This is a genomic window from Paracoccus marcusii, assembly GCF_006151785.1.
GTDB lineage: Bacteria > Pseudomonadota > Alphaproteobacteria > Rhodobacterales > Rhodobacteraceae > Paracoccus > Paracoccus marcusii.
This window is the reverse complement of record NZ_VDDD01000036.1, coordinates 12889-28604: the sequence shown is the minus strand read 5'-3', so window position 1 is coordinate 28604 and position 15716 is coordinate 12889. Positions and strand designations below refer to the sequence as shown.

At 68.5% G+C, this 15716-nt stretch carries 17 protein-coding genes; 8 read left to right on the top strand and 9 right to left on the bottom strand.

Features of this window, described 5'->3' with window-relative positions:
• Positions 1-164: CAP domain-containing protein (locus FHD68_RS19710; protein WP_139085503.1), on the top strand; the 164-nt coding region annotated here is incomplete at its 5' end.
• Here FHD68_RS19710 and FHD68_RS07885 read toward each other — a convergent pair.
• Positions 161-1963 carry an ABC transporter transmembrane domain-containing protein gene (locus tag FHD68_RS07885; protein ID WP_127897331.1) on the bottom strand — a complete coding sequence of 601 codons (1803 nt, stop codon included), beginning with the start codon at positions 1961-1963 and terminating at the stop codon, positions 161-163. The two genes, FHD68_RS19710 and FHD68_RS07885, sit on opposite strands and share 4 nt — an antisense overlap.
• 70 nt (positions 1964-2033) lie before the next feature.
• Positions 2034-2642 (bottom strand): 5'-methylthioadenosine/S-adenosylhomocysteine nucleosidase, encoded by a 609-nt coding sequence (locus FHD68_RS07880; protein WP_045983308.1) that lies wholly within the window; start codon positions 2640-2642, stop codon positions 2034-2036.
• Between the two features lie 131 nt (positions 2643-2773).
• On the opposite strand from FHD68_RS07880, the gene zapE reads away from it, so the two are divergent.
• On the top strand, positions 2774-3883 hold the full coding sequence (gene zapE, locus FHD68_RS07875) for a cell division protein ZapE (protein ID WP_127897332.1): 1110 nt from the start codon (positions 2774-2776) through the stop codon (positions 3881-3883).
• Here zapE and FHD68_RS07870 read toward each other — a convergent pair.
• Positions 3880-4497 carry a DsbA family protein gene (locus FHD68_RS07870; protein ID WP_127897333.1) on the bottom strand — a complete coding sequence of 206 codons (618 nt, stop codon included), beginning with the start codon at positions 4495-4497 and terminating at the stop codon, positions 3880-3882. The genes zapE and FHD68_RS07870 overlap by 4 nt on opposite strands.
• A gap of 60 nt (positions 4498-4557) precedes the next feature.
• Between FHD68_RS07870 and FHD68_RS07865 the strand changes: the two genes are divergently transcribed.
• The 3 genes from FHD68_RS07865 (at position 4558) to FHD68_RS07855 (ending at position 6014) form a co-directional block, all read left to right on the top strand.
• Entirely contained in the window at positions 4558-4878 is a 321-nt protein-coding gene (locus FHD68_RS07865; RefSeq protein WP_240542461.1) for an HNH endonuclease, read from the top strand.
• A 79-nt stretch (positions 4879-4957) separates the two neighbouring features.
• Positions 4958-5167, top strand: coding sequence for a hypothetical protein (locus FHD68_RS07860; RefSeq protein ID WP_127897334.1), 210 nt, complete (start codon positions 4958-4960; stop codon positions 5165-5167).
• A gap of 265 nt (positions 5168-5432) precedes the next feature.
• Complete coding sequence (locus tag FHD68_RS07855) at positions 5433-6014, top strand: outer membrane protein (protein ID WP_045983313.1); 582 nt, start codon at positions 5433-5435, stop codon at positions 6012-6014.
• 69 nt (positions 6015-6083) lie between these two features.
• On the opposite strand, the gene ettA is transcribed toward FHD68_RS07855, so the two are convergent.
• From ettA to rimO, 3 genes are read right to left on the bottom strand one after another with little or no spacing between them, the layout of a single operon-like run.
• Entirely contained in the window at positions 6084-7739 is a 1656-nt protein-coding gene (gene ettA, locus FHD68_RS07850) for an energy-dependent translational throttle protein EttA (protein WP_045983314.1), read from the bottom strand.
• 55 nt (positions 7740-7794) lie between these two features.
• Positions 7795-8694, bottom strand: a complete 900-nt coding sequence (locus tag FHD68_RS07845; RefSeq protein ID WP_164871357.1) for a sulfotransferase family protein — start codon at positions 8692-8694, stop codon at positions 7795-7797.
• A complete protein-coding gene (gene rimO / locus FHD68_RS07840) occupies positions 8684-10054 on the bottom strand; it encodes a 30S ribosomal protein S12 methylthiotransferase RimO (protein WP_164871358.1) in 1371 nt (456 codons plus the stop codon). Before rimO ends, FHD68_RS07845 begins: the two co-directional genes overlap by 11 nt.
• A 247-nt stretch (positions 10055-10301) precedes the next feature.
• Between rimO and FHD68_RS07835 the strand changes: the two genes are divergently transcribed.
• Positions 10302-10772 (top strand): hypothetical protein, encoded by a 471-nt coding sequence (locus FHD68_RS07835; RefSeq protein WP_239441348.1) that lies wholly within the window; start codon positions 10302-10304, stop codon positions 10770-10772.
• On the opposite strand, the gene FHD68_RS07830 is transcribed toward FHD68_RS07835, so the two are convergent.
• The 3 genes from FHD68_RS07830 to mnmC2 form a co-directional block, all read right to left on the bottom strand.
• Entirely contained in the window at positions 10769-11530 is a 762-nt protein-coding gene (locus tag FHD68_RS07830) for an ABC transporter permease (RefSeq protein WP_045983333.1), read from the bottom strand. The genes FHD68_RS07835 and FHD68_RS07830 overlap by 4 nt on opposite strands.
• Before the next feature lie 2 nt (positions 11531-11532).
• The gene (locus tag FHD68_RS07825) at positions 11533-12462 is read right to left on the bottom strand and encodes an ABC transporter ATP-binding protein (protein WP_045983316.1); all 930 of its coding nucleotides are present in this window, start codon (positions 12460-12462) and stop codon (positions 11533-11535) included.
• 108 nt (positions 12463-12570) lie between these two features.
• Positions 12571-13254 (bottom strand): tRNA (5-methylaminomethyl-2-thiouridine)(34)-methyltransferase MnmC2, encoded by a 684-nt coding sequence (mnmC2, locus tag FHD68_RS07820; protein ID WP_127897338.1) that lies wholly within the window; start codon positions 13252-13254, stop codon positions 12571-12573.
• Between the two features lie 28 nt (positions 13255-13282).
• On the opposite strand from mnmC2, the gene FHD68_RS07815 reads away from it, so the two are divergent.
• Together FHD68_RS07815 and FHD68_RS19870 are read left to right on the top strand one after the other, a co-directional pair.
• Positions 13283-14314: an NAD(P)/FAD-dependent oxidoreductase gene (locus FHD68_RS07815; RefSeq protein ID WP_127897339.1), complete on the top strand. Its 1032-nt coding sequence runs from the start codon at positions 13283-13285 to the stop codon at positions 14312-14314.
• Positions 14315-14435: 121 nt separating this feature from the next.
• Positions 14436-15704 (top strand): DUF4202 family protein, encoded by a 1269-nt coding sequence (locus FHD68_RS19870; protein ID WP_425277542.1) that lies wholly within the window; start codon positions 14436-14438, stop codon positions 15702-15704.
• The last annotated feature ends 12 nt before the right edge of the window (positions 15705-15716 follow it).

The following is a 15716-nucleotide window of genomic DNA, read 5'->3' as shown; positions in this document are numbered from 1 at the left end:
CGGGCCAGCGCGACGCAGGCGCCGCGATGCGCAGCTGGGCGCGGTCGGCGGGGCACCGGTCGAACATGCTGCATGCGCGGGTGCGCCACGTGGGCATCGGCCAGGCGCTGGCGGCGGACGGGCGGACAGTGTTCTGGGCGATGGTGCTGGCCGCCCCGCGCTAGGCGGGGTCGACCGGCCTGTCACCCGGCCCGTCGGTGAACTGCATCCGCGCCAGGCGCGCATAGAGCCCGCCCTGCGCGACCAGTTCGTCATGGCTGCCGGTGGCCACGATCCGGCCCTGATCCAGGACCACGATCCGGTCGGCCTTCTTGACCGTCGCCAGGCGGTGGGCCACGACGACGGTCGTGCGCCCCTCGGCCAGGCGGCTGACGGCGGCCTGGACCAGCGATTCGGATTCCGCGTCCAGCGCGCTGGTCGCCTCGTCCAGCAGCAGGACCGGCGCGTCGCGCAGGATCGCGCGGGCGATGGCCACGCGCTGGCGCTGACCGCCAGACAGCATCACGCCGCGTTCGCCCAACGCGGTGTCATATCCCTGCGGCAGGGCCGCGATGAAGTCATGCGCATGCGCCGCGCGCGCCGCGGCCTGCACCTGCGCGTCGGTCGCGTCGGGGCGGCCAAGGCGGATGTTGTCGGCGGCGGATGCGGCAAAGATCACCGGGTCCTGGGGAACCAGCGCGATATGGCTGCGCAGATCGACGCGCGCCAGCTGGCGCAGGTCGGTGCCGTCCATCGTCACGCGACCCGATTGCGGGTCCCAGAACCGCTGGATCAGCTGGATCACGGTCGTCTTGCCCGCCCCAGACGGGCCGACCAGCGCCACGGTCTCCCCCGGCCGGATGGTCAGGTCGATCCCGTGCAGGGCCGGGGCGTCGGGACGCGAGGGAAAGCTGAAGGCCACCCCCTCCAGCACGATCTCTCCGCGCACGGGCAGCAGCAGGGGCACCGGGCGCGCCGGATCGGTCAGCGTGTCCGTCGCGGACAGCAGTTCGGCCAGGCGTTCGGTCGCCCCGGCGGCGCGTTGCAGTTCGCCCCAGATCTCGGACAGGGCGCCAGCCGCGCCCGCGACCAGGATCGCATAGATGACGAACTGCACCAGCTGGCCCGCGGTCATCACCCCGTCTTGGACGTCGCGGGCACCGACCCACAGCACGCCGATCACGCCCGCAAAGATCAGGAAGATCACGATGGCGGTCATCACCGCGCGGGTGCCGATGCGGGTGCGGGCCACGACATAGGACTGTTCGGTCACGTCGTCAAAGCGCACCATGCTGCGCGCCTCGGCGGTGTAGGCCTGGATGGTCTGGGCGGCCAGCAGGGTTTCGGACGCTGTGCCCGAGGATGCGGCGATCCAGTCCTGGTTGGCGCGCGACAGGGCGCGCAGGCGGCGTCCCAGCACGATGATCGGGATCAGGATGGCGGGCACGATCAGCAGCACCAGTCCCATCAGCTTGACCGAGGTCCAGGCCAGCATCGCCATGCCCCCCGCCAGGATCAGCATGTTGCGCAGCGCGATGGACAGCGACGACCCTACAACCGACTGGATCAGCGTGGTGTCGGTGGTGATGCGCGACAGGATTTCCCCCGTCATCACGCGTTCGAAGAAGGCGGGCGACAGGGTGATCACGCGGGCATAGACGGCCTTGCGGATGTCGGCCACGACCCGTTCGCCCAACCGTGTCACGAAGAAGTACCGCGCCGCCGTGCCCAGAGCCAGCAGCGCCACGATCATCAGGGCCGCGCCGAAATACTTGTCCAGAAGGCCCGCGCCGTCGTCGAAATTGTCGACCACCCGGCGTGCGGCCAGTGGCAGGATCAGGCTGATCGCCGATGTCAGCACCAGCGCTACCAGCGCCAGCACCATCTGCCCGCGATAGGGCCGGACGAACGGCCACAGCGCGCCAAGCGCCCCCACCCGCCGGCTGGTGGGCCGGTCTTCCAGATTGCTTGCGCCGCGTGCCATGCTTGCCCGTCTTTGTCCGTTGCCGCCCCGGTTTAGGGGGCCGCCGCCCCAAGGACAAGCGTGCGCCCTGTCACAGGACCAGCCGCCCCTGGGCCAGCGCCTTGTGCAGCAGGTCCACCGCCGCGGCCAGCTTGCCGTCGATCACCTGAAGATAGCGGGTCCAGTCGTCCATCCCGCCCAGATCGGCCGCCCCGTCGGAGATGCCGCGCAGCCCGATCAGCGGCACGCCGAAATTCTGGGCGGCACGCAGGTGGGCAAAGGTCTCCATGTCGACCATGTCCTCCTCGATCGCGGCATAGGCGGGGCCGCTGACGATGTCGGCGCCGGTGGACAGGCTGGCCACCGGCAGGCCGGGGATGCGGTGCGGCAGGTCGATCACCCGCGGCAGGTCCAGCAGCGGCGTGCAGCCCCTCGCGAACCCCAGCGCGCTGGCATCCATGTCGCGCCAGGCGACGGCGCCCACCTGATAAACCTCGGTCTGGGCCAGACGCGCGGACCCGGCCGACCCCAGCGACACGATCAGCCGGGGCAGCCGGTCCATGCGGGCCAGCGCGGCGGTCAGCTGGACCGCGGCCTCGATCGGGCCGATGCCGGTCATCAGCGGCTGGATGCGCGCGCGCAGGGCCGGGCCGTATTCGGGCTGGGCGGCCATCACGAACAGGATCGGCAGGTCGGTCATCGGCGCACCTACGTCAGCGGGGATCGCGTCGGGCGTCGCACAGCCACGCCGCGGCGGTCAAGGCCGCAGACCCTTGCGGGCACGGGCCGCGCCGTGGCAGGGGTGCATCGGTCACAGGACAGGGGCACGCCATGGGCACGGTCAGCGATCTTTACCGCCAGCGCATCGCATCGGGCGCGCTGCGCCACGACGACGCGCAGGCAGCGGTGCTGCCGCACATGGACCGCGTTCTGGATCAACTGCAGGCGGCACCGCCGCAGAAGCCGCGATCGGCGTGGCGGGCCTTTTTGGGCGTGGGCAGCCCCGATCCGGTGCCCGCGGTGCAGGGGTTGTATCTGTGGGGCGGCGTGGGGCGCGGCAAATCCATGCTGATGGACCTGATGGCCGACGCGGCCGGCGACGTTCCCACCCGGCGGGTGCATTTCCACGAATTCATGCAGGAGATCCAGGCCGGCCTGAACGAGGCGCGCAAGCGCGGCGAGCAGGACACCGTCCGCCCCGTGGCCGAGGCCGTGGCGGCCCAAGTCCGCCTGCTGTGCTTTGACGAGATGCAGATCAGCGACATCGCCGACGCGATGATCGTGGGGCGGCTGTTCCAGGTTCTGTTCGACCAGGGGGTGACGGTGGTCACAACGTCGAACCGCGAACCGGACGACCTGTACAAGCATGGGCTGAACCGCCAGCTGTTCCTGCCCTTCATCGCGCTGATCCGCCAGCGGATGGAGGTGGTGTGCCTGGACAGCCGCACCGACTATCGCCAGAACCGCCAGGGCGGTCAGGTCTGGTTCGCCCCCGCCGACGCGGCGGCACGGGCCGAACTGGACGCCGTCTGGGCCGAGCTGACCGGCGACGCTACGCCCGAACCGCTGGTCCTGACCGTGCAGGGGCGCCAGGTCACCCTGCCCGCCCATGTCAGGCGCGCGGCGCGGTCCAGCTTCTGGGACCTGTGCGGCAAGCCGCTTGGGCCCGCGGATTACCTGGCGGTGGCACGCGCGGTCGACGTGCTGCTGATCGACGGCGTGCCGCGGCTGTCGGCGTCGAACTATAATGAGGCCAAGCGCTTCGTGACGCTGATCGACGCGCTTTACGAGGCGCGGGTCCGGCTGATCGCCAGCGGCGCGGACCAGCCCGAACAGCTGTACAACGAGGGCGAAGGCAGCTTCGAGTTCGAACGCACCGCATCCCGCCTGCGCGAGATGCAGGACGCCGCGTGGGGGCGGCGCGACCCGGCGGGGGACTAGACCCCCATCGTCCGCCGTCCGCGCTGGACCAGGGCGCGCAGCTCCTCCAGCGTCATCGCGCCGAACGCGGCCTCGTCCCCGCAGATGAAGCTTGGCGTGCCCATCAGCCCCATGTGGTCGCCCAGCAGGTGGCTGTAGGTGATGTGGCGTTCGACGGTATCGGCCTGCATGCCTGTGCGGATCGCGGCCTCGTCCAGGCCCAGATCGCGGACAACGCGCATCACGGTCGCCTCCTCGGCGCGGGCGCGCATGCCCAGCAGGGCGGCGTGCAGCCGCCAGTAGTTGCCCGTGGGCAGCGTCGCCAGCGACGCGCGCGCCGCGAATTCCGATCCGGGACCGAAGACCGGCCATTCGCGCAGCACCACCCGCAGCTGCGGGTCCGACCGGACCAGTTCCGACATCAGCGGCAGCATCGTCTTGCAGTGCGGACAGTTGTAATCGAAGAACTCGGTCAGGGTGATGTTGCCGTCGGGATTGCCCAGCACCGGTGCGGTCGGGTCGCGTTCCAGCGCCTGGCGCAACTCATCGGGCATCGGGTTGGGGCGGTCCTGCGCAAAGGCGGGCATCGCCGCGAAGGCGCCGGCAGAGGCCAGAAGAAAGCGGCGGGTCGGCATGGCTTGTCCTTTCGGCGGGTCCGGGGTCAGATGTCCTTCGGCCTAACCGACGGCGGACAGATGCGTAAATCCAGATATACCGAACCAGAGGTCACGATGGCGTCAGACCCCGACCCGGTCTGCCCGCTGTGCCTGCGCCCGATCCCGCCCGACGTGCCGCAAAGCCGCCATCACCTGATCCCCAAGCTGCGCGGCGGCAAGGGGGGCCCTACGGTGCTGCTGCACCACATCTGCCACAAGACGATCCACAAGACCCTGCGCGAGACGGAGCTGGCGCGAAACGTGAACACGGTCGAGGCGCTGCGCACCCATCCCGACCTGGCCCCGTTCTGGGCCTGGATCGCCCGCCGCCCGCCGGGTTTTTCCGGAAGGACGCGCTGATACCATCGGTTTTTCCGCTTTGCGGAAGCGTGATTCGGGCGCACCCTGAGACAGTCGTCCCCTGCGAAAGGACTGTCCCATGCCCCGATCGTTCCTGACCGCGCTGCTCTTGGGTGCCCTGACCGCCCCTGCGGCCTTGGCCCAGACCGGACCGCCCCAGGCCCCGGCGCCCGCGCCCATCGTGATCCCCGCCCCCCAGGACGCCCGCACCCCCGATGCCCCCCTGCCGACCAATCCGGCCATGACCGGCAAGCGGTCCTGCGGCGGGGCCCGGCAGGTCACATCCTGACAGGCGCACGGCCTCGACAAGGTCCGCGCAGGCGGTGAACCGCGCGTCTCGGCCTGCACGCCCTGGCTTTGGCGGCAGGTCGTGATCGGCACAGGCCTCCTTTGCGGCCCCACGCACGGGTTCGGCTGGCGTCGCTCACGCGGGTTCACAAGCCTGTGGTTGCGACCATGCAACGCCGCACACGGGCAATCCGGGCGTCAACCTTTCGGCAGCAGGGTCAGACGGTTAGATCTGCCCCGTCATCAGACTGAGAAGGACCCCCATCATGAAACTTGCATTCGCAACTCTGGGCGCAAGCCTGTTCGCCGTCACCGCCCATGCCGGCGGCTATGTCGCCCCCGTGGTCGAGCCCGCCCCCGCACCCGTCGTCGCCCCCGTCGCGGCACCCGTGTCCGACTGGACCGGTTTCTATGCCGGTCTGCAGTACGGCCAGGGGGATGCCGACGTGAACTTCGACGGCGACAGCGTGTCAAGCGACTTTGACGCCTACGGCGTGCACGGCGGCTACAACCGCGATTTCGGCCAGTTCGTTCTGGGCGGCGAGCTGGACTACAACCGCATCGACCTGGACGAGGCCGGCGAAGGCGACCTGGTCCGGCTGCGCGGCCGCGCGGGCTATGACTTGGGCCGCTTCATGCCCTACGTCTCTCTGGGCGCTGCCCATGTCGATGCGGACGACCTGTCGGAAACCGCCTTCACCTATGGCATCGGCGCCGACTTCAAGGTCACCGAGCGCGTGACCCTGGGCGCGGAATACACCCGCCAGGACTTCGACGACGTCAACGACGTGTCGGGCCTCGACCTCGACACCGACATGGTGCAGGTGCGCGCCTCGTTCCGGTTCTGATCGAAACGGTCCGAACGCGAAAGGCGGCCCCCGCGGGGGCCGCCTTTTTCATTGCCGCAACAGGTGCGATCAGCGCGTGAACTTCTTGTACTTCACGCGCTTGGGGTTCACCGAATCAGGACCCAGGCGGCGGATCTTGTCCTCCTCATAGGCCTCGAAGTTGCCTTCGAACCATTCGACATGCGCGTCGCCCTCGAACGCCAGGATATGCGTGCACAGACGGTCCAGGAAGAAGCGGTCGTGGCTGATGATCACCGCGCAGCCCGCGAAATCGTCCAGCGCCGCCTCCAGCGCCTGCAGCGTCTCGACGTCCAGGTCGTTGGTCGGTTCGTCCAGCAGCAGCACGTTGCCGCCCGATTTCAGCAGCTTGGCCATGTGCACGCGGTTGCGTTCGCCGCCCGACAGGGTGCCGACCTTCTTCTGCTGGTCGCTGCCCTTGAAGTTGAAGGCGCTGCAATAGGCGCGGCTGTTCATCGTCGCGTCGCCCAGGGCGATCAGCTCGGCGCCGCCGCTGATCTCCTCCCAGACGTTGTGGTTGTCGCCCAGCGCGTCGCGCGACTGGTCGACATAGGACAGCTGCACCGTCTCGCCCAGGGTGATCGTGCCCTCGTCGGGCTGCTCCTGGCCGGTCAGCATGCGGAACAGCGTCGACTTGCCCGCGCCGTTCGGACCGATCACGCCGACGATGCCGCCGGGCGGGATGGTGAAGTCCAGGTTCTCGATCAGCAGCTTGTCGCCCATCGCCTTCTTCAGGCCGATGACCTCGATCACCTTGCCGCCCAGGCGCTCGCCGTTCGGGATGATGATCTGGGCGCTGGTGATGCGCTCCTTCTCGGTCTTGTTGGCCATCTCGTTATAGGCGTTGACGCGGGCCTTCTGCTTGGCCTGACGGGCCTTGGCGCCGGCGCGGATCCATTCCAGTTCCTTCTCAAGGACCTTCTGCTTGGACTTGTCCTCGCGGGCCTCCTGCGCCACGCGCTTGGCCTTGGCGTCCAGCCACGAGGAATAGTTCCCCTCGTGCGGGATGCCGCGGCCGCGCTCCAGCTCCAGGATCCAGGTCGTGATGTCGTCCAGGAAATAGCGGTCGTGGGTGACGATCAGGATCGTGCCCTTGTATTCGATCAGGTGCTTTTGCAGCCAGGCGATGGTCTCGGCGTCCAGGTGGTTGGTCGGTTCGTCCAGCAGCAGCATGTCCGGCGCCTCAAGCAGCAGCTTGCACAGCGCGACCCGGCGGCGTTCGCCGCCCGACAGGGTGCTGACATCGGCGTCGTCGGGCGGGCAGCGCAGGGCCTCCATCGCGACATCGACCTGGCTGTCCAGGTCCCACAGGTTCTCGGCGTCGATCTGGTCCTGCAGGGCGGACATCTCCTCGGCGGTCTCGTCCGAGTAGTTCATCGCCAGCTCGTTATAGCGGTCCAGCTTGGCCTGCTTGGCCGCGACCCCCAGCATGACGTTGCCGCGCACGTCCAGGCTTTCGTCCAGATGCGGCTCCTGCGGCAGATAGCCGACGGTCGCACCCTTGGCGGCCCAGGCCTCGCCGGTGAAATCCTTGTCGATGCCGGCCATCACGCGCATCAGGCTGGATTTGCCCGATCCGTTGACGCCGACGACGCCGATCTTGACGCCCGGAAGAAAGTTCAGCTTGATGTTCTCAAACACCTTCTTGCCGCCGGGATAGGTCTTGGACACGCCGTCCATGTGGTAGACGAACTGATAGGACGCCATCGGAAACTCCTGTGAATTTGCCGCTTTGTAAGGGAAACGGGCGTCCGATGGAAGATCAGCGCACCTCGTCCACGAAATCGTCGCCCATGATGTCGCGCAGCGCGTCCATCTGGGGGGCCAGGCGCGCCTCCAGCGCGGCGATGGCCGCGGGGGGCGGCATCGGGCCGTCGGGATTTGCGAACACCTTCTGCGTCAGGTTGGCGTAGAAGCAGGGGCCCAGCCCCAGATGCGCCTCGACCGCGTCCATCACCCGGTGCGGCGCGCGCGAGATCCGACCGAAGGGCAGGACCAGCATGTCGGGATAGCGCCTAAGCCAGCGCGGCAGATAGGCGGCATAGTCGCCGCGTTCGTCCAGGACCGGGTTCGCGACCTCGGCCAGCCAGTCGGCCTCGGTCACGGGCACGCGCTTTTCCCGGCGCAGGTTCATGCGCAGCTGCGATATGGCGCGATCGACGGGGTGGCGGATCAGATAGATCACGCGCGCCTTGGGCAGCAGGTCGCGGACCGCCTGCACCCCCTCGTCCGGCAGGCCGGAATATTCCGGGGTGAAATCCATCGGCATCGCGTGTTCGGGCGCGGGGGCGAAGACACGCTTGTACCATTGGTTGTGGAACATCTTGCCGCTGGTGATGGCCGTCAGATAGGCGTCCAGCTCGGGCTGCAGCTCGACCTTGCGCGTCGTGTGGCGGTCGCGGATCTCCTGGGGCTTGTTGCGGTAATGCCAGGCGATCCAGCGGCGGTGTTCGGGGATGTGCAGATGGTTGAAATACTGCACCTCCTTGAAGGGCGGGATCCAGACCTGCGGATGCTGGCCCAGCATCTGGGCCAGCCAGCTGGTCCCGGCCTTCTGCGCACCAATGCACAGCGCTCCAGGCTTGCGGGGCTGGCCCTGGGGATCGAAGGCCGGGCTGATCGTCAGCGTGGTGACCAGGCGCGACAGGGCGTCAGCGCTCAAGTGTTCCCCAAAGGTCATAATCGCCCGCCTCGTCCACCGTCACGGTCACAATATCGCCCGGCGACAGGGCGTCAAACCCCTCGTCGATGAACAGGTTTCCGTCAATCTCGGGGGCGTCGGCCTTGGTGCGGCAGGTGGCGCCACGCTCGTCGACCTCGTCGACGATCACCTGGATGCGCTGGCCGACCTTGGCCTCCAGCTTGGCGGCGCTGATGGCCTGGGCCTTTTCCATGAATCGCGCAAAGCGGTCCTGCTTGACCGCGTCGGGCACGTGGTCGGGCAGGTCGTTGGCCCGCGCGCCCTTGACGTTTTCGTACTGGAACGCGCCGACGCGGTCCAGCTGCGCCTCGTCCAGCCAGTCCAGCAGGGTCTGGAACTCTGCCTCGGTCTCTCCGGGATAGCCCACGATGAAGGTCGAGCGCAGGGTGATGTCGGGGCAGATGTCGCGCCAGGCGGCGATCTCGTCCAGGGTCTTGGCCGCCGCCGCCGGGCGCGCCATGCGGCGCAGGACGTCGGGGTGGGCGTGCTGGAACGGGATGTCCAGATAGGGCAGGACCAAGCCATCCGCCATCAGCGGGATGAGGTCGCGCACATGCGGATAGGGATAGACGTAATGCAGCCGCACCCAGGCCCCAAGGCTGCCCAGATCACGCGCCAGATCGGTGATGTGGGCGCGGTGCCCCCGGTCGGTCGCGTGCTTCAGGTCCAGCCCATAGGCGCTGGTGTCCTGGCTGATGACCAGCAGTTCCCGCACCCCGGCCTGCACCAGGCGCTCGGCCTCGCGCACCACCGCATGGGCCGGGCGGCTGACCAGACGGCCGCGCATGTCGGGAATGATGCAGAACTTGCACTTGTGATTGCAGCCTTCCGAGATCTTCAGATAGCTGTAATGGCGCGGCGTCAGGCTGACCCCGCTGGCGGGCAGCAGGTCGATGAACGGATCGGGCTGCGGCGGCACGGCGGCATGGACCGCGTCCAGCACCTGTTCATATTGATGCGGCCCGGTCACGGCCAAGACCTTGGGATGCGCGCCGGTGATGTAATCCGGTTCCGCCCCCAGGCAGCCGGTGACGATGACGCGGCCATTCTCGCGCAGCGCCTCGCCGATGGCATCCAGGCTCTCGGCCTTGGCGCTGTCCAGGAACCCGCAGGTGTTGACCACCACGGCATCCGCACCATGGTAATCGGCGCTGATCGCATAGCCTTCGGCCCGCAGGCGCGTCAGGATGCGTTCGCTGTCTACCAAGGCCTTGGGGCAGCCAAGGCTGACCATGCCGATGGTCGGCTGACCGTCGCGGCGGTCATCCGGGATGCGCGCACGCGCAAGGTCGGGGCGGAGTTCGGGCGGGTTCTGCTGCATCCGCCGCACATAAGCGATTCTGGATCGCGGGGAAAGTCCGTTCCGCGGTCAGCGGCGGCCCATGAAACGACGGATCATCTTGAAGATGGCAAACAGCTTGAGCAGGCGGAACATGGGCTTCTCCGATATGGGTTCGCGGGCCCAACGTCCCCCGCGGGCAACCGGTTCACGGCAATGCGCGTTCCCGATGCCCGTCGTCGCCGGAACGTGATTTCACCACCGCCCGAAAAAAGGACCAGATGTCGCCATGATGAAACCCCGCCGCCTTGCCCTGATCCTTGCCGCCGCCCTGACGGTCGCGACCCCCGCTTTGGCCCAGCAGCCGCAAGGCATCCAGCGCGCGGGAGAGTTCATCGACGTGTGGAACAACCGCGGCGGCAACGTGCTGGAGATGGTGCAGACCCGTCAGGAGCTGGCATCGTCGGGCCGCACAGTGCGCATCCGCGGCTATTGCCGGTCGGCCTGCACGATCCTGACGACGATGCCCAATGCCTGCCTGGGGCCGCAGGCGCGGATCGGGTTTCACGCGCCGCGCATCCAGGGCACCCAGATCATCCCGCCCTATGTCGATCAGATCATGGGCAACTTCTATCGTGGCGGCATCCGCGAGCGGTGGTTCGGGGGCTGGAACCGCTCGATGGAGATGAAGATCATCTCGGCCCGCGAATACGTGCGCCTGGACCCGCAGGCGCGGATCTGCGGCAGCCTGCGCCCCTAGTCGCGCAGGCGCCAGCCGGTGGCAAAGATCCAGCGGATGATGGCCAGGCAGATCACGACCATGATCCCCACCGCCACCAGCGACACCCCCACCGGCACGTCGGCCAGTCCGAAGAACGACCAGCGGAACCCCGAGATCAGGTAGAGGACCGGGTTAAGCTTGGCCACGCCCTCCCAGAAGGGCGGCAGCATGCTGGCCGAATAGAAGGCGCCGCCCAGGAAGACCAGCGGCATGATGACCATCATCGGCACGATCTGCAGCTGTTCGAACGACTTGGCCCACAGCCCGATGATGAAGCCCAGCAGGCTGAAGCCGATCGACGACAGGACCAGGAAGGCCACCATCCAGAACGGGTGCAGGATGTGGACGCCGACGAAGACGAAGCTGGTCAGCAGGATCACCAGCGCGATCAGGATCGACTTGACCGCTGCCGCGCCGACGAAGCCCATCGTGACCTCGATCCAGCCGACGGGCGACACCAGGTATTCATAGATCGTGCCGCTGAACTTAGGGAAATAGATGCCGAAGCTGGCGTTGCTGACGGCCTGCTGCAGCACGGTCAGCATCATCAGGCCGGGCACGATGAAGGCCGCGTATTCGACCCCCTCGACCGACTGGATGCGCCCGCCGATGGCCGCGCCGAAGACGACGAAATACAGCACCGTGGACAGCACGGGCGATGCCAGCGACTGCCAGATGGTGCGGAAGAACCGCATCATCTCGTGGTGAAAGATGGACCAGACGCCAAACCAGTTGATGCTCATGCCGCGTCCTCGGAGACCAGGGAAAGGAAGACGTCCTCGAGGCTGGATTGCCGCGTGGACACGTCGCGCACGGTGATGCCGCGCGCGGCCAGATCGCCCAGAAGGCGCGCGATGCCGGTGCGTTCGGCCCGCGTGTCGTATTCGAAGGACAGCCGCCGCCCGTCATCCGACAGCGACAGCCCGCGCCCGGACAGATCGTCGGGGATCGCGGCCAGAGGCTGGTCCAGCTCGATCGACAGGGTCTTCTTGCCGAACTCTCCCATCAGCTCGCTGGTCGGCTTGACCAGCAGCAGGCTGCCCTTGGCGATGACGCCGATGCGGTCGGCCATCTCCTCGGCCTCCTCCAGGTAATGGGTGGTCAGGATGATCGTCACGCCCTCGCGGCGCAGATCGCCCACGACCTGCCACATCTCGCGGCGCAGGGCGACGTCGACGCCCGCCGTGGGCTCGTCCAGGAACAGCACCTTGGGCTGGTGCGACAGCGCCTTGGCGATCAGCACGCGGCGCTTCATGCCGCCCGACAGTTCCCGCGTGGCGGCGTCGCGCTTGTCCCACAGCGACAGCGACCGCAGGATGCGCTCGATATAGGCCTCGTCCGGAGGCATGCCGTACAGCCCGCGGGTGAAGCGGACGCAGTTGATGACCTTCTCGAACGGTTCCAGCGCGATTTCCTGGGGGACCAGGCCGATCAGCTTGCGCGCGGCGCGCCAGTCGGTGCGGATGTCGTGCCCGCCCACGCGGACCGTGCCGCCGGTCGGCACCACCAACCCGCAGATGATCGAGATCAGCGTGGTCTTGCCCGCCCCGTTGGGGCCCAGCAGGGCGATGATCTCTCCCTCGTCGATGGACAGGGTCACGTCGTCCAGCGCCTTGGTGCCGCTGCCATATTCCTTGGACAGGTGGTCGATGTCGATGATCGCGCCCATGCGCCTCTCCTGTAGGTGAGTTCGGGGACCGTGGCGCGCCTCGCGCACAGCTGTCCGGTCCCGCAGATAGGCCCTGCCCGCCCCGATTGCCAGTGCGGGACCGCGGATTCAGCCGTCCGACGTCCTCAGCCGCCCCCGGCTCATGTGGCGCTTGCGCCCGAAACCGGGGCTGCGGAGGACCTCGAACCCGGCATCCGACAGCGCCTGGCGGACATGGCCCGCGGCGCTATAGGTGGCGAACGTGCCCCCCGGCGCGGTATGTGCGCCGACCTCGGCCATCACGTCCGCGCCCCACATCTGCGGGTTCTTGGCCGGAGAGAAGCCGTCCAGGAACCACGCATCCGCCGCATCCCGCCACGCGGGCAACGTCTGGCGCACGTCGCCCAGGACCACGGTCAGCGCGACCTGTCCCACGCGGATCACCCCCTGCCCCCACCCGTTGCGCAGCTGCGCCGCCAGCGCCGACAGGTCGGGAAAGGCGGCATGCGCCTGCTCCAGCTGGGCGCGGCTCATCGGAAAGGCCTCGAAGCTGGTCATCCGCACGGGCACCGTCGCCACCTGCGCCAGCGCCAATGCGTTCAGACCGGTGCCGAACCCCGTCTCGGCCACGTGGAACCCCGGCCTCAGCCGCGCGGGCAGGTCGTTGCCCGCAAAGAAGACGTGCCGCGTCTCCTCCAGCCCGCCGCCCAGGCTGAAATAGGGGTCGTCGAACTGCTGTGACACGGGAACGCCCCCAGCGCGCCAGTCCAGCGCAGGCTCGTCATCGGGACGGGGATGGGTTAGGTCGCTCATGACGCATCTGTCGGGAAAGGACGCGGCTTTGGCAAGGGTGATCCATGTGGCGGGGGCCGGCATTTTTGGGCTGGCCTGTGCCTGGGCGCTGGTCCGGCGCGGCGCGCAGGTCACCGTGTTCGAGGCCGCGACCATCGGCGCAGGATCCTCGGGCGGCCATGTGGGCGCCCTGGCCCCCCATGCGCCCGACCCCTGGAACATCAAGAAACAGCTGCAGCTGGACAGCCTTCTGGCCGCCCCCGCCTTCTGGGCCAGCGTCGAACAGGCCTCCCGCCTGCCTACGGGTTACGCCCGCACCGGCCGCCTGCAACCCGTTCCCGACATGGATACCGCCGCCCGCCTGCCCGACCGCATCGCGGCCGCCGCGCGCCAGTGGCCTGCTGCCATGGGCATGGCGCTGACCCGCGATCCGCACGGCCCGCTGATCCCGCCCAGCCCCACCAGCCTGTGGCTGACCGACGGGCTGACGGCCCGCCTGAATCCCCGCGCCGCCCTGCAGGCTCTGACCGCGGCGATCCGCGCCGGGGGCGGCCGGATCCACGAACACACGCCGGCCCCCGACGCCCACGCCCCCACGATCTGGGCCACGGGCACGCCGGGACTTGTGGCGCTGAACAGCGCGCTGGACCGCAAGATCGGCCAGGGGGTCAAGGGCCAGTCGCTGCTCCTCTCCCACGCCGCCCCTGACAGCCCTCAGGTCTTTGCCGACGGGCTGCATATCGTGCCCCATGCGGACGGCACCACGGCCATCGGCTCGACCTCGGAAAACACCTACGACACCGTACACCCCGACCATCAGGCCCAGGATCTGCTGGCCCGCGCCGTCGCGATCTGCCCGACGCTGGCCGATGCACCCGTCCTCGACATCTGGGCCGGCCTGCGCCCCCGCGCCCGCTCGCGCGCGCCGGTGCTGGCCCCGTGGCCCGGCCGCCCCGGCCACCTGATCGTCAATGGCGGCTTCAAGATCGGCTTCGGCATGGCCCCGCTGATCGCCGACCTGACCGCACAGATCCTTCTGGGCGACCGTCGGGACATCCCCGACCTCTTCGCCCTGCCCTGAGATTTCTCCTTTGCCCAAATACCCCGGGGGGAGTCCACAGGACGGGGGGCAGCGCCCCCCTGCCCGCTTGCCACCCGCGCGCGCCCCGCGCACACTCCCCCCGAACCAGCCGGAGCCCGCGATGACCCGCCTCGACCATGCCTTCACCGCCATTGATGCCGCCAATGCCCAGGACCCGAACCTGGACGACGGCAAGCCTGCGAACCTCCTCTATGGCCAGCGCATGACGGCGGAACAGCAGCGCCTGTTCCCAGACGCCGACGACGTTCTGCGCATCGCCTGCCGCGGCCAGCATGTCGAACGCTGGCTGCTGCCGCGGGCCGACTATCCGATGAACCGCCCCGGCTATCTGGCCTGGCGTCAGGAACAGGGCCGCCGTCACGCGGATCGCATCGCCGGCATCATGGCCGATGCGGGCTATGACGCCGATGACATCGACCGCGCCCGCAAGATGCTGACCAAACAGGGCCTCAAGCGCGACCCCCAGGTGCAGGCGCTGGAGGACGTGATCTGCTTCACCTTCATCCGCTGGTATCTGGGCGATTTCATGGCCGAACAGCCCGACCACAAGATCCCCCGCATCATCGAGAAGACCGCCCGCAAGATGTCGGCCGAGGCCCGCGCCCGCGCCCTGGCCGAATTCCCCATGCCCGAGGCGTTGGCCCAGTATTTCCATGACGCCGATCAGCCGCAAACCCTGTCGCGCGCCGTCATCGTCTCGCATGGCCAGCCCGGCGACCCCGCACCCCAGCAGGCCGCCATCGAGGCGCTGGCCGCCCAGGTCGCGGCCCACGCCCCCGGCGTCGAGGTCCTGGGCGCGACGCTCGCCGACCCCGACGCCCTGCCCCGCACCTGCCGCAGCGACTGCATCATCTATCCGATGTTCATGGCCGAGGGCTGGTTCACCGGCGTCGAACTGCCCCGCCGCCTGACCCAGGCCGGCGCACCGGGCGCGCATATCATGCGCCCCTTCGGCACCGATCCCGGCCTCGACGCGCTGATTGTCGAAAAGGCGCGCCAGGCGGCGGGCGCCCAGGGCTGGGCGCTGTCAGATACGACCCTGCTCCTCTCCGCGCATGGATCGCAGCGTGGGCAGGCCAGCCACGACATCACCATGGCACTGGCCGCCCGCATCGCGCCGCATTTCGCCCGCGTCGTCGCGGGCTTCGTCGAACAGGAGCCCTTCATCGCCGACGCCGCCCGCGGCTTGGATCGTGCCATCAGCCTGCCGATGTTCGCGCTGCGCGCGGAACATGTGCTGGACGACCTGCCGCAGGCGCTGGATCAGGCAGGCTTCACCGGCCCGCGCCTGGACCCGGTGGGCTTGGCCCCCGAAGTGCCTGCGATGATCGCAGCCTCCATCGCCAGAGAAGTTTCAAGCTTGAAATGATTTCGGACCCGT